The organism is Paracoccus sanguinis, assembly GCF_900106665.1.
GTDB classification, from domain to species: Bacteria; Pseudomonadota; Alphaproteobacteria; order Rhodobacterales; family Rhodobacteraceae; genus Paracoccus; species Paracoccus panacisoli.
On sequence record NZ_FNNA01000003.1, the window covers coordinates 183,157 to 199,609 of the forward strand.

18 protein-coding genes are annotated in these 16,453 nt (G+C 73.3%); 10 read left to right on the plus strand and 8 right to left on the minus strand.

The window, feature by feature from the left end; all coding sequences use genetic code 11:
- The first annotated feature begins 27 nt into the window (after positions 1 to 27).
- The 5 genes from BLW17_RS12060 to BLW17_RS12080 are packed head-to-tail and all read left to right on the plus strand — an operon-like array spanning position 28 to position 4,594.
- Positions 28 to 1,077, plus strand: coding sequence for a glycosyltransferase family 61 protein (locus tag BLW17_RS12060; protein WP_052176410.1), 1,050 nt, complete (start codon positions 28 to 30; stop codon positions 1,075 to 1,077).
- Positions 1,074 to 1,631, plus strand: coding sequence for a serine O-acetyltransferase (locus tag BLW17_RS12065; protein ID WP_052176409.1), 558 nt, complete (start codon positions 1,074 to 1,076; stop codon positions 1,629 to 1,631). Before BLW17_RS12060 ends, BLW17_RS12065 begins: the two co-directional genes overlap by 4 nt.
- Positions 1,628 to 3,163: an AMP-binding protein gene (locus BLW17_RS12070; RefSeq protein ID WP_074826700.1), complete on the plus strand. Its 1,536-nt coding sequence runs from the start codon at positions 1,628 to 1,630 to the stop codon at positions 3,161 to 3,163. Before BLW17_RS12065 ends, BLW17_RS12070 begins: the two co-directional genes overlap by 4 nt.
- Positions 3,160 to 3,399 (plus strand): acyl carrier protein, encoded by a 240-nt coding sequence (locus BLW17_RS12075; RefSeq protein ID WP_036736802.1) that lies wholly within the window; start codon positions 3,160 to 3,162, stop codon positions 3,397 to 3,399. Before BLW17_RS12070 ends, BLW17_RS12075 begins: the two co-directional genes overlap by 4 nt.
- Positions 3,386 to 4,594, plus strand: coding sequence for a type III PLP-dependent enzyme domain-containing protein (locus BLW17_RS12080; protein ID WP_052176666.1), 1,209 nt, complete (start codon positions 3,386 to 3,388; stop codon positions 4,592 to 4,594). Before BLW17_RS12075 ends, BLW17_RS12080 begins: the two co-directional genes overlap by 14 nt.
- On the opposite strand, the gene BLW17_RS12085 is transcribed toward BLW17_RS12080, so the two are convergent.
- Positions 4,587 to 5,726, minus strand: a complete 1,140-nt coding sequence (locus BLW17_RS12085; protein WP_052176667.1) for a GDSL-type esterase/lipase family protein — start codon at positions 5,724 to 5,726, stop codon at positions 4,587 to 4,589. The genes BLW17_RS12080 and BLW17_RS12085 overlap by 8 nt on opposite strands.
- Positions 5,727 to 5,775: 49 nt before the next feature.
- The gene (nudC, locus tag BLW17_RS12090) at positions 5,776 to 6,723 is read right to left on the minus strand and encodes an NAD(+) diphosphatase (RefSeq protein ID WP_074826703.1); all 948 of its coding nucleotides are present in this window, start codon (positions 6,721 to 6,723) and stop codon (positions 5,776 to 5,778) included.
- 84 nt (positions 6,724 to 6,807) lie between these two features.
- Between nudC and BLW17_RS12095 the strand changes: the two genes are divergently transcribed.
- From BLW17_RS12095 to BLW17_RS12110, 4 genes are read left to right on the plus strand one after another with little or no spacing between them, the layout of a single operon-like run.
- The gene (locus BLW17_RS12095) at positions 6,808 to 8,625 is read left to right on the plus strand and encodes a DNA polymerase III subunit gamma/tau (RefSeq protein WP_074826706.1); all 1,818 of its coding nucleotides are present in this window, start codon (positions 6,808 to 6,810) and stop codon (positions 8,623 to 8,625) included.
- A gap of 4 nt (positions 8,626 to 8,629) precedes the next feature.
- On the plus strand, positions 8,630 to 8,992 hold the full coding sequence (locus BLW17_RS12100; protein ID WP_231572790.1) for a YbaB/EbfC family nucleoid-associated protein: 363 nt from the start codon (positions 8,630 to 8,632) through the stop codon (positions 8,990 to 8,992).
- A gap of 17 nt (positions 8,993 to 9,009) precedes the next feature.
- Positions 9,010 to 9,609: a recombination mediator RecR gene (gene recR, locus BLW17_RS12105; protein ID WP_036734054.1), complete on the plus strand. Its 600-nt coding sequence runs from the start codon at positions 9,010 to 9,012 to the stop codon at positions 9,607 to 9,609.
- On the plus strand, positions 9,606 to 10,115 hold the full coding sequence (locus BLW17_RS12110; RefSeq protein ID WP_036734052.1) for a thioesterase family protein: 510 nt from the start codon (positions 9,606 to 9,608) through the stop codon (positions 10,113 to 10,115). Before recR ends, BLW17_RS12110 begins: the two co-directional genes overlap by 4 nt.
- A 116-nt stretch (positions 10,116 to 10,231) precedes the next feature.
- Here BLW17_RS12110 and BLW17_RS12115 read toward each other — a convergent pair whose 3' ends face one another.
- The 6 genes from BLW17_RS12115 to BLW17_RS12140 all read right to left on the minus strand — a co-directional run bounded on the left by BLW17_RS12115 (position 10,232) and on the right by BLW17_RS12140 (position 15,641).
- Positions 10,232 to 10,717: an Hsp20 family protein gene (locus tag BLW17_RS12115; RefSeq protein WP_036710158.1), complete on the minus strand. Its 486-nt coding sequence runs from the start codon at positions 10,715 to 10,717 to the stop codon at positions 10,232 to 10,234.
- A gap of 156 nt (positions 10,718 to 10,873) precedes the next feature.
- Entirely contained in the window at positions 10,874 to 11,308 is a 435-nt protein-coding gene (locus BLW17_RS12120) for a VOC family protein (protein ID WP_036734050.1), read from the minus strand.
- Complete coding sequence (gene glcF / locus BLW17_RS12125; RefSeq protein WP_036734047.1) at positions 11,305 to 12,612, minus strand: glycolate oxidase subunit GlcF; 1,308 nt, start codon at positions 12,610 to 12,612, stop codon at positions 11,305 to 11,307. Before glcF ends, BLW17_RS12120 begins: the two co-directional genes overlap by 4 nt.
- Positions 12,612 to 13,775 carry an FAD-binding protein gene (locus tag BLW17_RS12130; protein WP_036734058.1) on the minus strand — a complete coding sequence of 388 codons (1,164 nt, stop codon included), beginning with the start codon at positions 13,773 to 13,775 and terminating at the stop codon, positions 12,612 to 12,614. The genes glcF and BLW17_RS12130 overlap by 1 nt, the downstream gene beginning before the upstream one ends.
- A 4-nt stretch (positions 13,776 to 13,779) precedes the next feature.
- Positions 13,780 to 15,228: an FAD-linked oxidase C-terminal domain-containing protein gene (locus BLW17_RS12135; RefSeq protein ID WP_036734045.1), complete on the minus strand. Its 1,449-nt coding sequence runs from the start codon at positions 15,226 to 15,228 to the stop codon at positions 13,780 to 13,782.
- A gap of 167 nt (positions 15,229 to 15,395) precedes the next feature.
- Entirely contained in the window at positions 15,396 to 15,641 is a 246-nt protein-coding gene (locus BLW17_RS12140) for an HP1242/YdcH family protein (protein ID WP_036702688.1), read from the minus strand.
- A gap of 95 nt (positions 15,642 to 15,736) precedes the next feature.
- Here BLW17_RS12140 and BLW17_RS12145 point away from each other — a divergent pair, with 95 nt between their 5' ends.
- A complete protein-coding gene (locus BLW17_RS12145) occupies positions 15,737 to 16,453 on the plus strand; it encodes a DUF599 domain-containing protein (RefSeq protein WP_231555325.1) in 717 nt (238 codons plus the stop codon).

The window sequence follows — 16,453 nt, forward strand, 5'->3', positions numbered from 1 at the left end:
AAGATGTCGCAAGAAAGGGGGACGGCCATGTTGAGCTTTGCGCCTGCCGTCCAGCGCCTTCGGTCGCGGCTGGGGCGCGCGCTCCCCGACATCGCCGCCGTGGCCGAGATCGACGAGGCCGAGCCCGGCGGCCGGTTCGAGGTTCCCGCCGCCCTCGCCCTGCCCGGCATCTACGACCGCGTCCGCCGCACCGAGTTCGCCGACCGCGACAGCGCCCTGCGCCACCTGCGGGGCGGCTATGCCGTCGACGAGGCGCCCACCCGCGTCCTGCGCCTCAGGGACGTGGATCTGGTGGACGGCACGCTCTACTGCGCCGGGGCGGCCCGGCCGCTGCGCCGGATGGCGGGGCGCCGCCCGGCCTATCGCCGCCCGGTCGAGCATTCCGGCGCGGTGCTGGCGGAAAGCTGGGTCGGCAACAGCTACTTCGGCAACTGGCTCGCCGATGACTGCGTGACCGCGCTGCTGGCCGAGACCCGCGCCCTGCCCCATGTCACGACCCGCTCCCCCGCGGGCCATGTGGCGGAGTACGAGCGCCGGATGGGCCTTAACCCCGCGCGGGTGACCGAGGCGCATTTCTGCCGGCTCGAGGTGATCGACGACCTCGGCGCGAACCCCTCGCAGCGCGCCCGTGCGCGCGCGCAGCGTGCGCGCCTGCTGCGCGGCGCCGACCCCGCCCCGCACCCCGGCGTCTTCCTGCTGCGCGGCCGTTCGGGCCATGTCCGCGAGCTCGAGGGCGAGCTCGCGCTGGCCGAGATGCTGGCGGCGCGGCGAGGGATCACCGTCATCGACCCGCAGCGCGAGGATGCCGCGACGCTGATCGACGCCTGCGCCGGGGCGCGGGTGGCGGTCGGGGTCGAGGGCAGCCAGATGGTGCACGCGCTGGTGGCGATGGGGCCGGGGACCGCGTTCCTCGCCCTCCAGCCGCCGGACAGGGTGGTGGCGGGAATGAAGCTGATGACCGACCGTCGCGACCAGCACTATGCGCTGCTGGTCGGCGACGGCCCGCCCGAGGCGTTTCGCATCGACCCCGACGAGCTGCTGGCCAGTTTCGATCTTGCCGCAGAGGCCGCCGCATGACCGCCTATCGCCCCGTCCCCGACGCCCGAACCCTGCGCCAACTCGTCGCCGGCGACTACCGCCGGCACGGGTCGCGGCTCTCCAACCCGGCGTTTCAGGCGATGGCGGTGTTCCGCCTCGGCCAGTGGGCGCTCTCGCGCAAGGGGCGACTGGCGCGGCGGGTCGCGTCGAAGCTTTACGGCTTTCTCAACTACTTCGTCTCGAACTGGGCGCGGGTCTATCTGCCGGCCGAGACGCGGGTGGGCGCCGACCTGCACCTCATCCACGCCGAGGGCTCGATCTCGGTCCATCCGGCGAGCGTTCTGGGCGACCGGGTGGGGCTGATGCACAACGTCACCATCGGCACGAACATGCACGCCGGCGCGCCGGTGATCGGCGACGACGTGTTCATCGGCGTGAACTCCTGCGTGCTGGGCGGGGTGCGGATCGGCCACCGGGTCCGCATCGGCGCCAACACGGCGGTCGTCACCGACGTGCCCGACGACCACATCGCCAACGGCTCGCCCGCGCGCATCCTGCCGCGCATGGGCCCCCTGACCTCGGGGCACGGATGACGCCCGCCGCCCTCAGCCTCGACCACCTGCTCTGGGACAATGCCGCGCTGCACCCCGACCGGGTGGCGCTGATCGACGCCGACCAGCCGGTCAGCTACGGCGCGCTGGCCGACCGGGCCGGGCAGGTGGCGGCGTGGCTTGCGGCCGCAGGGGTCCGTCGCGGTGACCGGGTGGTGGTCCACCTGCGCAAGTCGGCCGACGAGATCGCCGCGATGTTCGGCGCCGCCCGCCTCGGCGCCGCGGTGGTCAACATCGCCGCGCAATGGAGCCTCGACCAGCTTGCCTACGTGCTCGACGACACCGAGGCGCGCGCGCTCGTCACCTCGGCCCCCGTCGCCGCCGCGCTCGCGGCGCGCCCCGAGGCGGAGGGGGTGGCCGTGCTGGCGCTGGGCCCCGGCGCCCCGCCCCTGCCCCCGACGACGGCCCCTGAGGCGGTGCCGGTGCTGGACAGCGACATTGCGATGATCCTCTACACCTCCGGCTCGACCGGGCGGCCCAAGGGGGTGATGCTGACCCATCGCAACGTGCTGACCGGTGCGCGGGCCGTGACGCGCTACCTCGGGCTCGGGCCCGACGACCGGCTGATGTCGGTGCTGCCGTTCTCGTTCGACTACGGGCTGAACCAGCTCACCACGATGATGCTGGTGGGCGGCACGCTGATCTGCCAGCCGGTGCCGCTGCCGGCCGAGATCGTGGCCAGCGTCAATCGCCACGCCGCCACGGGCCTCGCCTGCGTGCCGCCGCTCTGGGCGCGGCTCGCCGCCCATCTCGCCGCCGCGCCGACGCCGATGCCCTCGATCCGGCGCATCACCAACACCGGCGGCGCGATCCCCGGCGCGGTGCTCGAGGCGCTGCCACGGCTTTTCCCCGGCGCGGCGATCCACCTGATGTACGGGCTGACCGAATCCTTCCGCTCGACCCACCTCGACCCCGAGCGCTTCGCCGCCAAGCGCGGCAGCATCGGCCGCGCCATCCCGGCGGCCGAGGTCTATGTGGTCCGCGCGGGCGAAGGGTTGGCCGGCCCGGGCGAGACGGGCGAGCTGGTCCACCGCGGCCCGCTCGTCTCGGCGGGCTACTGGCGCCGCCCCGAGGCCACCGCCGAAAAGATCCGCCCCTGCCCCGAACTCGCGCCGCTGATCGGCGACGAGAAGGTGGTCCATTCGGGCGACATCGTGCGGATCGACGCCGACGGCGACCTGTGGTTCGTCGGCCGCCGCGACGCGATGATGAAGGTCATGGGCTTCCGCCTCAGCCCCGAAGAGGTCGAGGAGGTCGCCCACGCCTCGGGCCAGGTCATGGAATGCGTGGCCTTCGGCACCGACAACCCGCTGATGGGGCAGGCCGTCCACCTTGCGCTCGTGCCGCGGCCGGGGTTCGACCGCGCCGCGCTCGAGAGCCATTTCCGCCGCCACGCGCCCAGCTATATGCTGCCCCAGGCCTTGCACCTGTGGGAGGGGGAGATGCCGCGCATCTCCTCGGGCAAGATCGATCGCCAGGCCGTTGCGGCCCGCTTTTCAAAGGAGCCGACATGACCCGATCCGAACCGCTGACCGAACCCGAACTGCTGGCCGAGCTGTCCCGGCTGGCCGGGCAGGACGGGATCGCCGCCGACACGCCGCTGTTCTCGACCGGGTTGCTCGACTCGGTGACGATGATCCAGCTCATCGGCTATCTCGAGGACCGCACCGGGCAGAGCGTGGGCGCCGCCGACGTGACGCTTGAGAATTTCGACAGCGCCGGGCGGATCATGGCCTATGTCGGCGGCTGACCCGGCCGCCTGCGACGCCGCCCCCGACGCCGCCGCGCTCGCGGCGCTGGCTGAGCGGCACGGAACGCCGCTCTACGTCTACGACGTCGGCCGGGTCGCGACCCGCGCGGCGCGGCTGCGGGCCGCGTTCGGCGGGCGGGTGAGCTTGAGCTACGCGGTCAAGGCCAACCCCCACGGGGGCGTGCTGTCGGGTCTGCGCGGCCTCGTCGAGACGCTGGACGTCTCGTCGCTGGGCGAGTTCCGGCGCGCCGTCGCCGCGGGTTGGCAGCCGGGGGAGATCAGCTTCACCGGACCGGGCAAGCGGCCGCCCGAGCTGTCCGAAAGCATCGGCGCCGGCCTCGGCGAGCTGGTGATCGAGCATCCCGCCGAGGCCCGCGCCGCCGACGCCATCGCACGCGCCGCGGGCCGGGTGCAGGACGTGCTGGTGCGGATCACGCCCCCAGCCGTGCCGCGCGGGTTCGGCGACACCATGGCGGGCCGCCCGGTCCCCTTCGGCATCGACGCCGAGGACGCCGTCCCCGCCCTGCGCGAGATCGCCACCCTGCCCGGGCTGCGGCTGACGGGGCTGCATTTTTACTCGGGCACCCAGTGCCTGTCGGCCCCTGCCATCGCCGCCAACTACCGCATCTTCCACGACCTCTCCGCCCAGCTTTGCGCCGCAACCGGCCTCATCCCCGCGCGGCTGGTGTTCGGGGCCGGGATGGGCATCCCCTATCACGAGACGGACGCGCCCCTCGACCTGCCCGCGCTGGGGGCGGAGGCGTCCGCCGACCTCGACCGGATGCGCGGCGTGCCGCAGCTCGCGGGGGCGGCGGTGGCGCTGGAACTCGGGCGCTATCTCGTCGGGCCGGCCGGCTGGCTGCTGACCCGCGTGATCGCCGTCAAGCATTCGCGCGGCCACCGCATCCTGATCTGCGACGCGGGGCTGAACAACCACCTCGCCGCGGCGGGGCGGTTCGGCATGGTGCTGCACCGGAACTACCGGATGAGCGCGCCGCTGGCCGAGGGGCAGGCCGAGCCGCAGGATGTGTTCGGGCCGCTCTGCACCTCGCTCGACCGGCTCGCGTCGGGGGTGATGCTGCCGCCGCTCGAGCCGGGCGGGCTGATCGCCATCCACATGAGCGGCGCCTACGGGCTGACGGCGAGCCCCACCGGCTTCATCAGCCATCCGGTGCCGGGCGAGGTCGTCATCTGATCCCGACGGCCGCCAGATGGTCCAGCACCGCGGCGGCCGCCGCGGCGTGTTCGGCCTCGGTCGGGTGCCACAGGCAGGCCCCGAGGCTCATCCGCGGCAGGTCGATGAGGTCGAGCGCCGTCTCGCCCGCCGCCAACCGCGCCTCGCGCGCCCGGACCAGCGCGCGACGCAGCGGGCGGCCGTAGTTCGGCCAAGCCACCAGCACGATCCGCGCCCCCGGCTGGGCCGCGCGCAAATCGGCCAGCAGCCGCTCCATCGCCGCCGCGAAATCCGAAGCGAGCGCCGCGCGGTCCGGCCAGCGCTCGCCGGGCTGTGGGGCGTCGTCGCTGAAGTCGTTCGACCCGAGCGCGATCAGGATCGCCGCCGCCGCCTCGTCCCCCGGCGGGGCGGTGTCCGCGGCGAACCGGGCCGGCATCGTGGGCGCCGGATCGTTGGCGTAGTTGCGCACCAGGCCGATCCCCGACTGCGCCCTGAGCCGCAGCCCTGCTCCCAGCGCCGCCGCGACCCGCGCAGGCCAAGCGAGGGTGCTGTCGGTCGCCGCCCGCAGCTCGGCCGGGTCGCAGTCCCGGCCCTCGTGGCGGGCGCCGAAGCCGGTGCTGTCCGAATCGCCGATCACCTCGATCCAGCGCCCCGGCGCCGGGGCCACCAGCGCCGCCCCCGGGGGCACGGCGAACCGGGGCAGCGCCTCCGGCGCCAGCCCGGACTCGCCCAGCGACACGAGCCGCAGGTCGTGCGGCCCCGGCCCCAGCCCGTCGATCTGCCAGCGCCCCGGCGCGGTCGCGTCGAGCGTGGCTGTCACCGTGCCGAGGGTCAGGCGGAACACCCCCTCGCCCGCGGGCAGCGTTACCGTCACGCGGTCGCCCGCAAAGCGCCCGCGCAGGTCGAGGCCGGGCCACGGGCGCGCCCCCGCCGGGGCGGGCGGGCTGCCCCAGCGGGTCAGTGGCAGCGGCACCTCGGTCGGGTCGGGCTGGATGGGCGCCACGCGCGCCGGGCCGGTCGAGAGCGCCAGCCCCTCGGCCAGCAGGCGCGGCGCGAGTGCCCCGGCCCCGCCGATCGCCAGCAGCACGGCGATCCCTCGCCGGGTCCAGGGGACCGCGGCGCGCCGGTCGCGCGAGGGGGTCAGGACGGCCATCGGGGCCTCACTGCTCTGCCCTCAGGCTACCGCCCTGCCCGCCCGCCTGTCAAAGCGCCGCCGCCTCGCCCAGCCACCCCCGCATCAGCCACCCCGCGATCGCCCCCCGGCGCGGCGCCCGCAGCACCGGGTGCGTCCCCGCCATCACCGCCGCCAGATCGGCGCGCGACAGCCACAGCGCATCCTCGAGCTCGACCGGGTCGAGGGTGATCGCCTCGCTCTCGGCCTCGGCCACCAGCCCGATCATCAGCGAGGCCGGGAACGGCCACGGCTGGCTGCCGGCATAGCGCACCGCGCCGACGCGGATGCCGGTCTCTTCGGCGACCTCGCGGCGGACGGCAGCCTCGAGCGTCTCGCCCGGCTCGATGAAGCCGGCGAGGCAGGAATACATCCCCTCGGGCCAGCCGGGCGAGCGGCCCAGCAGCACCCGGTCGCCGCGGGTGACGAGCATGATGACGACCGGGTCGGTGCGCGGGAAATGGGTGCGCCCGCAGCCCGGGCAGCGGCGCTGCCAGCCCGATTGCGCGGCCTGCGTCTCGTGCCCGCAGGCGGGGCAGAAGCGGTGGGTGGCGTGCCAGCCGGTCAGCGCCCGGGCGGTGGCGGCGAGTTCCGCGTCGAGCGGCGACAGCCGCATCATCGCGCCGCGCAGCTCGACGAACCCGGCGCCGGGGATCGCCGGGTGGACCTGCTCGGAGGGGTCGAAGAACAGCTCGGTCTCGGGCAGGTTCGGCGGCGCCCAGGCGCTGATGTCGCAGGCGGCGACCGCCTGTCCCGCCCCGTCGCGGCCGAGCAGCACCGGCCCCGCCTCGCCCGTGTCGGCCAGCGCCGGGTGCCCGACGGGCAGCCGCACCAGCCCGCCGTCGGCATCGAGACAGACCTTGCCGCGCCATACCGGGACCATCGCCGCCCCCGCCTGCCAGTCCGCGTCGCCCCGCGCCTCGGCCGCGCGGTCCAGCCCGCCGCCGGCGAACGCCAGCCCTGCCCGATCCCCGATCATCCCCTCATCCCCTCACCCCGTCCCCTCTGCCGTTGCCCTCGGCGGGCCGTCCCCCTACATTCCCCCGGTCTGACGAGGGAACCCATGACCGACACGCCCGCCTATCGGGTGCTCGCCCGGAAATACCGGCCCGAGACCTTTGCCGATCTGGTCGGGCAGGACGCCATGGTCCGCACGCTGAAGAATGCCTTCGAGGCCGACCGCATCGCGCAGGCCTTCATCATGACCGGCATCCGCGGCACCGGAAAGACCACCACCGCGCGGATCATCGCCAAGGGGATGAACTGTATCGGCCCGGACGGCACCGGCGGCCCGACCACGCAGCCCTGCGGGGTGTGCGAGCATTGCGTGGCCATCGCCGAGGGCCGCCACGTCGACGTGCTGGAGATGGACGCGGCCTCGCGCACCGGCGTGGGCGACATCCGCGAGATCATCGAGAGCGTGCACTACGCGCCCGGCGCCGCGCGCTACAAGATCTACATCATCGACGAGGTGCATATGCTCAGCACCTCGGCCTTCAACGCGCTGCTCAAGACGCTCGAGGAGCCCCCGCCGCACGTCAAGTTCATCTTCGCCACCACCGAGATCCGCAAGGTGCCGGTCACCGTGCTCAGCCGCTGCCAGCGCTTCGACCTGCGCCGGATCGAGCCCGAGGTGATGCTGGCCCTCCTGCGCCGCATCGCGGGGGCCGAGGGCGCGGCGATCACCGACGACGCGCTGGCGCTGATCACGCGCGCGGCCGAGGGCTCGGCGCGGGACGCGACCTCGCTTTTGGACCAGGCGATCAGCCACGGCGCGGGCGAGACGACGGCCGCCGAGGTCCGCGCGATGCTGGGCCTCGCCGATCGTGGCCGGGTGCTCGACCTCTTCGACATGATCCTGCGCGGGGCGGCGGCCGAGGCGCTGGCCGAGTTGCAGGCGCAATATGCCGAGGGCGCCGATCCGCTCGCCGTGCTGCGCGATCTGGCCGAGATCACCCATTGGGTCAGCGTGGTGAAGATCACCCCCGCCGCCGCCGAGGACCCGACCGTGGGCCCGGATGAGCGCGCCCGCGGCGCCGACATGGCGAGCCGCGTCCCGATGCGGGCGCTGACGCGGCTGTGGCAGATGCTGCTCAAGGCGCTCGAGGAGGTCGCGGCGGCGCCGAACGCGATGATGGCCGCCGAGATGGCGATCATCCGCCTGACCCATGTCGCCGACCTGCCCGACCCCGAGGCGCTGATCCGCCGGGTGCAGGCGGGCCAGGCGGCGGGCGAGTTCGCCCGCGGCCCCGCGGCCGGTGCAGGCGGCGGCGCCCCGCAGGGCGCGGCCCACGCGCCGCAGGCGGTGGCGGCCCCTGCCCCCGCGCTGCGCCGCGTCGCGGGCGGCGCGGCGATTGCCGCCGCGCCCGAGCCGCAGCGCGCCGCCGACGCGGTCGCCGCCTATCCCGACTTCCAGTCGGTGGTCGATCTGATCCGCCGGATGAAGGACGGGCTGCTGCTGACACAGGTCGAGGATCACGTCCGCCTCGTCCGCTATACCCCCGGCCGGATCGAGTTCGAGCCGACGCCCGAGGCGCCCCGCGACCTCGCCCAGCGGCTCGCCGAGCGGCTGCGCGGCTGGACCGGCGGGGCGCGCTGGGGCGTCTCGGTCACCGCGCAGGGCGGCGGGCCGACGCTCTCCGAGCGCAAGGCCGAGGCGCGCGCGAAGGCCGAGGCCGAGGCGATGCAGAACCCGGTGATCGCCGCGATCTTCGCCGCCGCCCCCGGCGCGCGCTTTGCCGAGATCCGCGACGAGACCCCGCCCCCCGCCCCCGCGGGGCCCGAGGGCGAGGGCGAGACGCCGCCCGCCGACCCGCACGCCACCGCCGAGGGCGGGCTGGCCGCGGCCGAGGAATGGGACCCCTTCGAGGACGAGGAGTAAGCGCATGAAGAACCCGTTTGGCGGCATGGGGGGCCTCGGCGGCCTCGGCGACATGGCCAAGATGATGAGCGCCGCCCGCGACATGCAGGGCAAGGTCGAAGAGTTCCAGAAATCGCTCGAGGCGATCACCGTCACCGGTGAGGCCGGCGCCGGTCTGGTGCGCGTGACCGCCACCGCCAAGGGCGATCTGACCGGGCTCGAGATCGACCCGTCGATCTTCGTGCCCTCGGAAAAGCAGGTGGTCGAGGATTTGATCCTCGCCGCGATCAAGGACGTGCAGGCCCGCGCGACCGAGCGCGCCCAGTCCGAGGCCCAGCGGCTCGCGCAGGAGATGGGCCTGCCGCCGGGGATGAAGCTGCCGGTCTGATCCGGCAGCAGGCCGCGATGACCGAGGGCAGCGACGCCATCCAGACGCTGATCGCGCAGATCGCGCGGCTGCCGGGGCTCGGCCCCCGGTCGGCGCGGCGCATCGTGCTGGCGCTGATCCGGCGCCGGACCGGGCAGATGGCGCAGCTTGCCGCGCAGATGGCCGAGGTCGCCGCCCGCTCGCGCGAGTGCGCCCGCTGCGGCAACATCTGCGAGGCCGAGCTGTGCCCGATCTGCGCCGACCCGGCCAGGGCCAACGGGGCGCTCTGCGTGGTCGAGGACGTGGCCGACCTCTGGGCGCTCGAACGCGGGCGGCAGTTCCGCGGCCGCTATCACGTCCTCGGCGGCACGCTGTCGGCGCTGGACGAGATCGGCCCGGACGAACTGGGCATCCCCCGCCTCGTCGCCCGCGTGACTGACGAGGGGGTGACCGAGGTGATCCTCGCGCTCAACGCCACGGTCGAGGGGCAGACCACGGCGCATTATGTCGCCGACGCGCTCGCGCCCTCGGGCGTGACGGTGACGACGCTCGCCCAGGGGGTGCCGGTCGGCGGCGAGCTCGACTATCTCGACGACGGCACCATCGGCGCGGCGCTGCGCGCCCGGCGGCGGCTGTGAGCGCGCCGGGCGCGGTGCCCGCGCCGTTCAGCTCAGGCCCCCGCGACGTGCTGGCCGAGTGGGCGGATTACAACGGCCATCTGAACATGGCCTACTACCACGTGCTCTTCGACAACGCGATCGACGTGGTGCTCGACTGGCTGGGGCTGGGACCGGCGGTAGCGGCCGAGAAGGGGCAGTCGGTGTTCACCGCGCAGGCGCAGGTCCATTATCTGCGCGAGGTCGCGCCCGGCAGCCGCGTCATCGTCGAGACGAGGCTCATCGCCCATGACGCCAAGCGCCTGCACTATGTCCAGACGATGCGCGACGCCGCCGAAGGCTGGGTCGCGGCGATCAGCGAGAACATCGTGCTGCACGTCGATCTGCGGGTGCGGCGGGTCACGCCGTGGTCCGCGCCGGTCGCCGCGCGGCTGGCGCAGGCGGTGGCGGCACACGGCCCCCTGCCCCTGCCGCCGCAGGTCGGACGGCGGGTGGAGTTGCCGGGCCGACCCGGCTTGTCAGGCTGACAGTTACAATATAACAATCCGCTTTCGCCGGGGCTCCCTCCGGTCGCCGCCGTGCACAGGCGAAAAAGGGGCGCGAGTCCTCCGCTCGCGCCCCTCCATCCGTCGCTCGGCCGTGATCAGGCGTCGAGCTTGCGGGTCTCGGCCTCGACCGTCTCGCCCGCCTCGATGGTCGAGGGCGCGCTGCGCGAGATGGCGATGCGGCGCGGCTTGAGCGCCTCGGGGATCTCGCGCACGAGGTCGATGTGCAGCATCCCGTCCACGTGGCTCGCGCCCTCGACGCGGACGTGATCGGCCAGCGCGAACTTGCGCTCGAACGCGCGGGTGGCGATGCCGCGGTGCAGGTAGGTGCGGGCCTCGTCCTCGGCGGCCTTGCGGGCCGAGACGATCACCGCGCCGTCGCGCATTTCCACCGACAGGTCATCGGCGGCGAAGCCGGCCACGGCGATCGAGATGCGATAGGCGTTCTCGCCGGTCTTCTCGATGTTGTAGGGGGGATAGGTGGGCGCGGCGACCTCGGAGGTCAGGGCGCGGTCCATCAGGTCGGCGATGCGGTCAAAGCCCACCGAAGCGCGGTAGAGCGGGGTCAGGTCCATGTTACGCATGATCCATCCTTTGCAGCGATGATGTTGTGATGCCCCCCGAAACCGGGCGGGCGCAGTCGCCGGACGCCACGCTGGGCCGCCCGACAGGGTTGATGTGGTTGCGTCGGGCGGGGTTTCAAGACCTCGTCCCCGGTGCGCCGCACGCGGGCGCGGCGCTCAGCCCTCGGCCCAGATCGCCGGATCGGCGAGCTCGATCGAGTTGCCCGCCGGGTCGCGGAAATAGATCGACCGCCCGCCGTTCGGCCACTCGAAATCCGCCTCGATGCCGATGCCGCAGGCTTCCAGGTGCGCCCGCCAGCCGTCCAGCCGGTCCGGTGCGACCGCGAGGCACGCGTGCCCCGGCCCGCGCGCCCCGTGCGGCGGGACGGGCAGCCGTGCGCCGGGCGCGGGCGGCTCTTCGGTCGCCGCGGGGTTGAAGATCAGCAGCACCTGCGGGCGCGGCTCGGACGCGGTGCGCAGGAAGAGGTGCCGCCCCGCGACCTTGGTGATGACCGAAAGCCCCATCACTCCGGTCCAGAACGCCTCGGCCGCGTCGAGATCGTCGGCATAGAGCGCCGTCTCGAGCGTGCCGAGCACGGGCGGCGCGCTCATCGTCCCGCCTCGAGCGCGTCGGGGCGCGGCCCGCCCGTCGCCCAGTCGAGCAGCTCGACGGTGTGGACCACCGGCAGGGCGGTGCCCGAGCCGATCTGCATCAGGCAGCCGATGTTGCCCGCCGCCACCACCTGCGGCCCGAGCGCCTCGATGGTGCGCACCTTGCGGTCGCGCAGCCGGACCGAAAGCTCGGGCTGCAGCAGGTTGTAGGTGCCCGCCGAGCCGCAGCAGAGGTGGCTGTCGGCCGGGGTGACGACGCTGAACCCCGCCTCGGCCAGCAGATCCTTGGGGGCGGCGACGATCCGTTGCCCGTGCTGCAGCGAGCAGGCGGCGTGATAGGCGACCCTCAGCGGCGCGTCCCCGCCCCCGGGCCGGGTCACGGGGGGCAGGCCGTGGCTGGCAAGGAACTCGGTCACGTCGCGGGCGAGCGAGGCCACCCGCTCGGCCCCCGCCCGGTCGGGATCGCGCGCGAACATGTGGCCGTAGTCCTTCACCGTCGTCCCGCAGCCCGAGGCGTTGACGATGATCGCGTCCAGCGGCGCCTCGGCGTCCGCGGCCAGAAACGCCCCGATCGCTGCGCGGGCCTGCGCCATGGCCGTCCCCTCTTTCCCCATGTGATGGGTCAGCGCGCCGCAGCAGCCGAGGTTTCGGGGGACGACCACCTCGCACCCGGCGCGGGTGAGCAGCCGGATCGTCGCCGCGTTGATCGCGGGGTCGAGCGCCTTTTGCGCGCAGCCGGTCAGCAGCGCCACCCGCGCCCGCCGCGCCCCCTGCGCGGGGTAGGTCGCGCCGAGATCGTCGCGCGACGGCCCAGCGATCCGCGCCGGCGCCATCGCCAGCATCGCGCGCAGCCGCCGGTCGGGCATCAGCCGGGCGATGGGCCGGGCGATCTTCGCGCCGAGCAGCGCCAGCCGGAACCGGCCCGGATGCGGGATCACCGCCGCGAGCAGCGCCCTGAGCGCCCGGTCGTGCCAAGGCCGCCGATAAGTCCGCTCGACGTGCACCCGGGCGTGGTCGATCAGGTGCATGTAGTCGACGCCCGAGGGGCAGGTCGTCATGCAGGCGAGGCACGACAGGCAGCGATCGACGTGCAGCGCCGTTCTGGCATCCGCCGGGCGGCCGGATTCGAGCATGTCCTTGATCAGGTAGATGCGGCCGCGCGGGCTGTCGAGCTCGTCGCCCAGAAGCTGATAGGTCGGGCAGGTCGCGGTGCAGAAGCCGCAGTGCACGCAGGTCCGCAGGATGCGGTTGGCGGTGGCGATCTCGGGGTCGGCGAGCTGCTCGGCGGTGAAGTTCGTCTGCATCAGAAGGCCCCCGTGAAGAGGCCGCGCGGGTCGAACTTTTCCCGAAGTCCAGCCTCGAGCCGTGCCGTGACCGGATCGGGGTCAGGCAAGGTCAGGGGCCTGCCCGTCAACCGCCGGGCATGGGCGCCGGGGGGCAGCAGCGGCTCTGCCTTGAAACCGCCCAAAGTTAGGATCAGGCCGCCCCCCCAGTCCATCATCAGCGGGGAAATGCCCTGTCGATCCACGCCTTGTGCCAGCAGCGAGGCCGTCTGCGATGGGCGGCAAACGGTGCGCCAGACCGTGCCCTTTATGACGCCCTCGGCCTCCAGCCCCCAACCGGCCGCGACTGTGCCAAGCCGCAGCCATGCCGCCCGTGCGTCCTCGGGTGCCATCGGCTCTGGCGGTTCCATGTCGGGGGACATGCGAAGCGCGTCCGTCAAAGCCTCAGCCCGCAGCCTGACCGACGCCGGCAACCCTTCGAGGCGAAGGAGTGCGCCAAGATCGGGAAGCCAGCCCGCTCCGCTGACGTCGAACGGGCCACCGAGCGCAAGGGTCAGGGCTTCGACCGCCCGCCATGCCGGCACTTGAAGGCGCAGGGTCATCGAAGCGCGCGGGATCGGCGCGGTTTTCAGCGAGACCTCGGTGATGACGCCCAGCCGTCCACGGCTGCCGGCCATCAGCTTCACGAGGTCATAGCCGGTAACATTCTTCATCACCCGCCCGCCATTGGCGACGATCTCGCCGGTGCCATCGACAAAGCGCACGCCGATCAGCGCGTCCCGCGCCGCGCCGACCTGCACCCGGCGCGAGCCAGAGGCATTCGCGGCGATCACGCCGCCGATGGTTCCGTGATCGCTTGGCTCGGCCAAGCCGGTGCGATCATCCTCGTCGCGCAGCTCCAGAATGGCGCCGCCCGTGCGCGCGTGGCGACGACTGGGCGGCTCGAACGCCAGCATCTGTCCCTCGGTCGCCAAAAGGGCCTCGATCTCGGCCAGGGGCGTCCCGGCACGGGCCACCAAGGTCAGGGCCGCGGGCTCATAAAGGGTGATGCCGGTCAGTCCCGTGGTCTCGATCACCGGCCGGCTCGGGAAGCCGCGTTGGCGAGTGTTGCCGCCGCGGATGGACAGAGGTCCGGTCGCCCCCCGGATCATCGCCGCCAGCTCGGCCTCGGACTCCGGCCGCAGCACGTCAGGCGACATTGCGCAGCCCCTCGCGGCGGCTGGCCGAGACGTGCAGCGGAAACACCTTGGCCGCGTTCAGCAGCCAGTGCGGGTCGAAGACGTCCTTGACCCGCATCTGCGCCTCGAGATCGGCGTCGGTGAACTGCGCCGTCATCAGGTCGCGCTTCTCGACCCCCACCCCGTGCTCGCCGGTCAGGCAGCCGCCGACCTCGACGCAGAGGCGCAGGATGTCGGCCCCCAGCGCCTCGACCCGTTCCAGATCGCCGGGCCGGTTGGCGTCGAAGATGATCAGCGGGTGCATGTTGCCGTCGCCCGCGTGGAAGACGTTGGCGACCGGCAGGCCGGCGGCGTCGGACATCTCGGCGATGCGCCGCAGCACCTGCGGCAGCGCGCTGACCGGGATCGTCCCGTCGAGGCACATGTAGTCGCCCATCTGCCCCATCGCGCCAAAGGCCGACTTGCGGCCCAGCCAGATGCGGCGCGATTCCTCGTCAGAGCGGCTTTCGCGGAACTCGACCGGGGCGAAGTCGTCGGCGATGGCGCGGATCAGGGAGAGCTGCTCGTCGATCTCGGGGGGCGTGCCCTCGACCTCGACGATCAGCAGCGCCTCGCAGTCGGGATAGCCGGGGGCGGCGAAGTTTTCCGTGGCGGTGATGCAGGGGCGGTCCATGAACTCGATGGCGACCGGCAGGACGCCGGCACGGATTATCGCCGCCACGCAGGCGCCGGCCGTCTCGCTCGAGTCAAACCCGATCAGCACCGGCCGCGCGCCCGCGGGCTTGGGCAGGATGCGCAGCGTCGCCTCGGTCACGACGCCCAGCTGCCCCTCGGCCCCGCAGACGACGCCCAGCAGGTCCAGTCCCGGCGCCTCGCCCATCGGGCCGCCGAGCTCGACCACCGTGCCGTCCATCAGCACCATCGTGACGCCCAGCAGGTTGTTGGTCGTCACCCCGTATTTCAGGCAATGCGCCCCGCCCGAGTTCATGCCGATGTTGCCGCCGATGGCGCAGGCGAGCTGGCTCGACGGGTCGGGGGCGTAGAAGAACCCGGCCTCGTCCACCGCCCCCGAGATCGAGAGGTTCGTCCGCCCCGCCTGCACCCGGATCTGCCGGTCGGCGTAATCCACCTCGAGCACCGCGTTCATCCGGGCGAGGCCAAGGACCACCGCATCCGCCGTGGGCATCGACCCGCCCGCGAGGCTGGTCCCCGCGCCGCGCGGGACGACCGGCACGCGCTCGGCGTGGCAGACCTGCAGGATGGCGGCGACCTCCGCGGTGGTGGTCGGCAGCGCCACGGCCAGCGGCGGGCAACGATAGGCCGAGAGCGCGTCGCATTCGTAGGCGCGCGCCTCGACCGGGTCGTCGATCACGTCGCCCCCCCCGATGACGGCGCGCAGCCGCGCGACGATGGCGGCGCGGCGGGACAGGATCGCGGGGTCGGGGACGGGCATCTGCATCGGATCGGCCTTTCTCGCCCTCGGCGGGTCGGGGCCAGACTAGCAGAGCCGAGGCGGCGGGCGACACGCAAATCCGCCGCCCCGCGTTTCCCGCATGGCGAAAGGCCGCGCCCCGTCGGGCGCGGCCGTGCCGCGTGTCAATGGGACGTCACAAGCCCCGGCGCGTCTCAGCCGGCCTGCGCGGCCGACAGCATCCGGGCGATCTCGTCCTTCAGATGCGCGCGCTTCTTGCGCAGCGCCTGCTCGGCCTCGTCCGACATCGGGGTCTGGCGGGATTCCGCGCCCGCGACCTCGTCGTTGACCGAGTCGTATTCGTCGAGCAGCCGCGCGAAATGCGCGTCCGAGACCTTCAGCGCGTGGATGCGCTCGGCGTCGTTCGGGAACTCTTCGTGAATCGCGTGCGGTGCGGCCATGTCCTCGTCCTTTCCTGGTCGTCCGGTTCGCCCGAGGGGATAGCCGCCGCAGCGGGTGCTGGCAACGGGGCGCGGCCCGGCCTATCGTCGGGCCGATGCCCATGCCGCTGACCCTGCACCTGCCCCTGTCGCTGACCGCCACCGACCTCGTCGCGCTGGCGCTCTTGCTCGTCGCGTGGTTCGGCACCGGGCGGCTGATCGAAAAGCCGCCCGCGTCCCGGCCGTCGGTCTCGATGCTGATGCGCCGCTACCGCCGCGACTGGATGGTGCAGTTCGTCCACCGCGAGCCGCGGATCTTCGACGGCAACATCCTGTCGAGCCTGCGCGAGGGCACCTCGTTCTACGCCTCGGCCTGCATGATCGCGATCGGCGGGGGCCTCGCGCTGATCGGCAACACCGACCCGCTGGCCGGCATCGCCCGCGATCTCGAGGCGACCGAGGTCCCGTCCCTCGTGTGGAAGGTCAAGATCCTGCTGGTGCTCGGCTTCCTCGCCAACGCCTTCCTCAAGTTCGTCTGGTCGCACCGGCTGTTCGGCTATTGCGCGATCATGATGGCGGCGGTCCCGAACGACCCCCGCGCTGCCGAGGCCGAGACCCGCGCCCGCGCCGCGGCCGAGGTCAACATCCACGCCGCCCGCAACTTCAACATCGGCCTGCGGGCGGTCTATTTCGCGCTCGGCGCGATGTGCTGGATGGCCGGTCCCTGGGCGCTGATGACGGGGACGGCGCTCGTCACCGCACTGACGCTCCGGCGCGAGTTCGCCTCGGGCTCGCGCCGGGCGATCCTCGCCGATCTGGGCGACCGGCGCTGA

Excerpts from the sequence above, each read along its gene's own strand:
- BLW17_RS12070 (WP_074826700.1), top strand. The coding sequence starts at position 1,628 with ATGACGCCCGCCGCCCTCAGCCTCGACCACCTGCTCTGGGACAATGCC.
- BLW17_RS12095 (WP_074826706.1), top strand. The coding sequence starts at position 6,808 with ATGACCGACACGCCCGCCTATCGGGTGCTCGCCCGGAAATACCGGCCC.
- BLW17_RS12080 (WP_052176666.1), top strand. The coding sequence starts at position 3,386 with ATGTCGGCGGCTGACCCGGCCGCCTGCGACGCCGCCCCCGACGCCGCC.
- nudC (WP_074826703.1), bottom strand. The coding sequence starts at position 6,723 with ATGATCGGGGATCGGGCAGGGCTGGCGTTCGCCGGCGGCGGGCTGGAC.
- BLW17_RS12060 (WP_052176410.1), top strand. The coding sequence starts at position 28 with ATGTTGAGCTTTGCGCCTGCCGTCCAGCGCCTTCGGTCGCGGCTGGGG.
- BLW17_RS12120 (WP_036734050.1), bottom strand. The coding sequence starts at position 11,308 with ATGAGCGCGCCGCCCGTGCTCGGCACGCTCGAGACGGCGCTCTATGCC.
- BLW17_RS12145 (WP_231555325.1), top strand. The coding sequence starts at position 15,737 with ATGCCCATGCCGCTGACCCTGCACCTGCCCCTGTCGCTGACCGCCACC.
- glcF (WP_036734047.1), bottom strand. The coding sequence starts at position 12,612 with ATGCAGACGAACTTCACCGCCGAGCAGCTCGCCGACCCCGAGATCGCC.
- BLW17_RS12135 (WP_036734045.1), bottom strand. The coding sequence starts at position 15,228 with ATGCAGATGCCCGTCCCCGACCCCGCGATCCTGTCCCGCCGCGCCGCC.
- BLW17_RS12115 (WP_036710158.1), bottom strand. The coding sequence starts at position 10,717 with ATGCGTAACATGGACCTGACCCCGCTCTACCGCGCTTCGGTGGGCTTT.
- BLW17_RS12085 (WP_052176667.1), bottom strand. The coding sequence starts at position 5,726 with ATGGCCGTCCTGACCCCCTCGCGCGACCGGCGCGCCGCGGTCCCCTGG.
- BLW17_RS12075 (WP_036736802.1), top strand. The coding sequence starts at position 3,160 with ATGACCCGATCCGAACCGCTGACCGAACCCGAACTGCTGGCCGAGCTG.
- BLW17_RS12140 (WP_036702688.1), bottom strand. The coding sequence starts at position 15,641 with ATGGCCGCACCGCACGCGATTCACGAAGAGTTCCCGAACGACGCCGAG.
- recR (WP_036734054.1), top strand. The coding sequence starts at position 9,010 with ATGACCGAGGGCAGCGACGCCATCCAGACGCTGATCGCGCAGATCGCG.
- BLW17_RS12065 (WP_052176409.1), top strand. The coding sequence starts at position 1,074 with ATGACCGCCTATCGCCCCGTCCCCGACGCCCGAACCCTGCGCCAACTC.
- BLW17_RS12100 (WP_231572790.1), top strand. The coding sequence starts at position 8,630 with ATGAAGAACCCGTTTGGCGGCATGGGGGGCCTCGGCGGCCTCGGCGAC.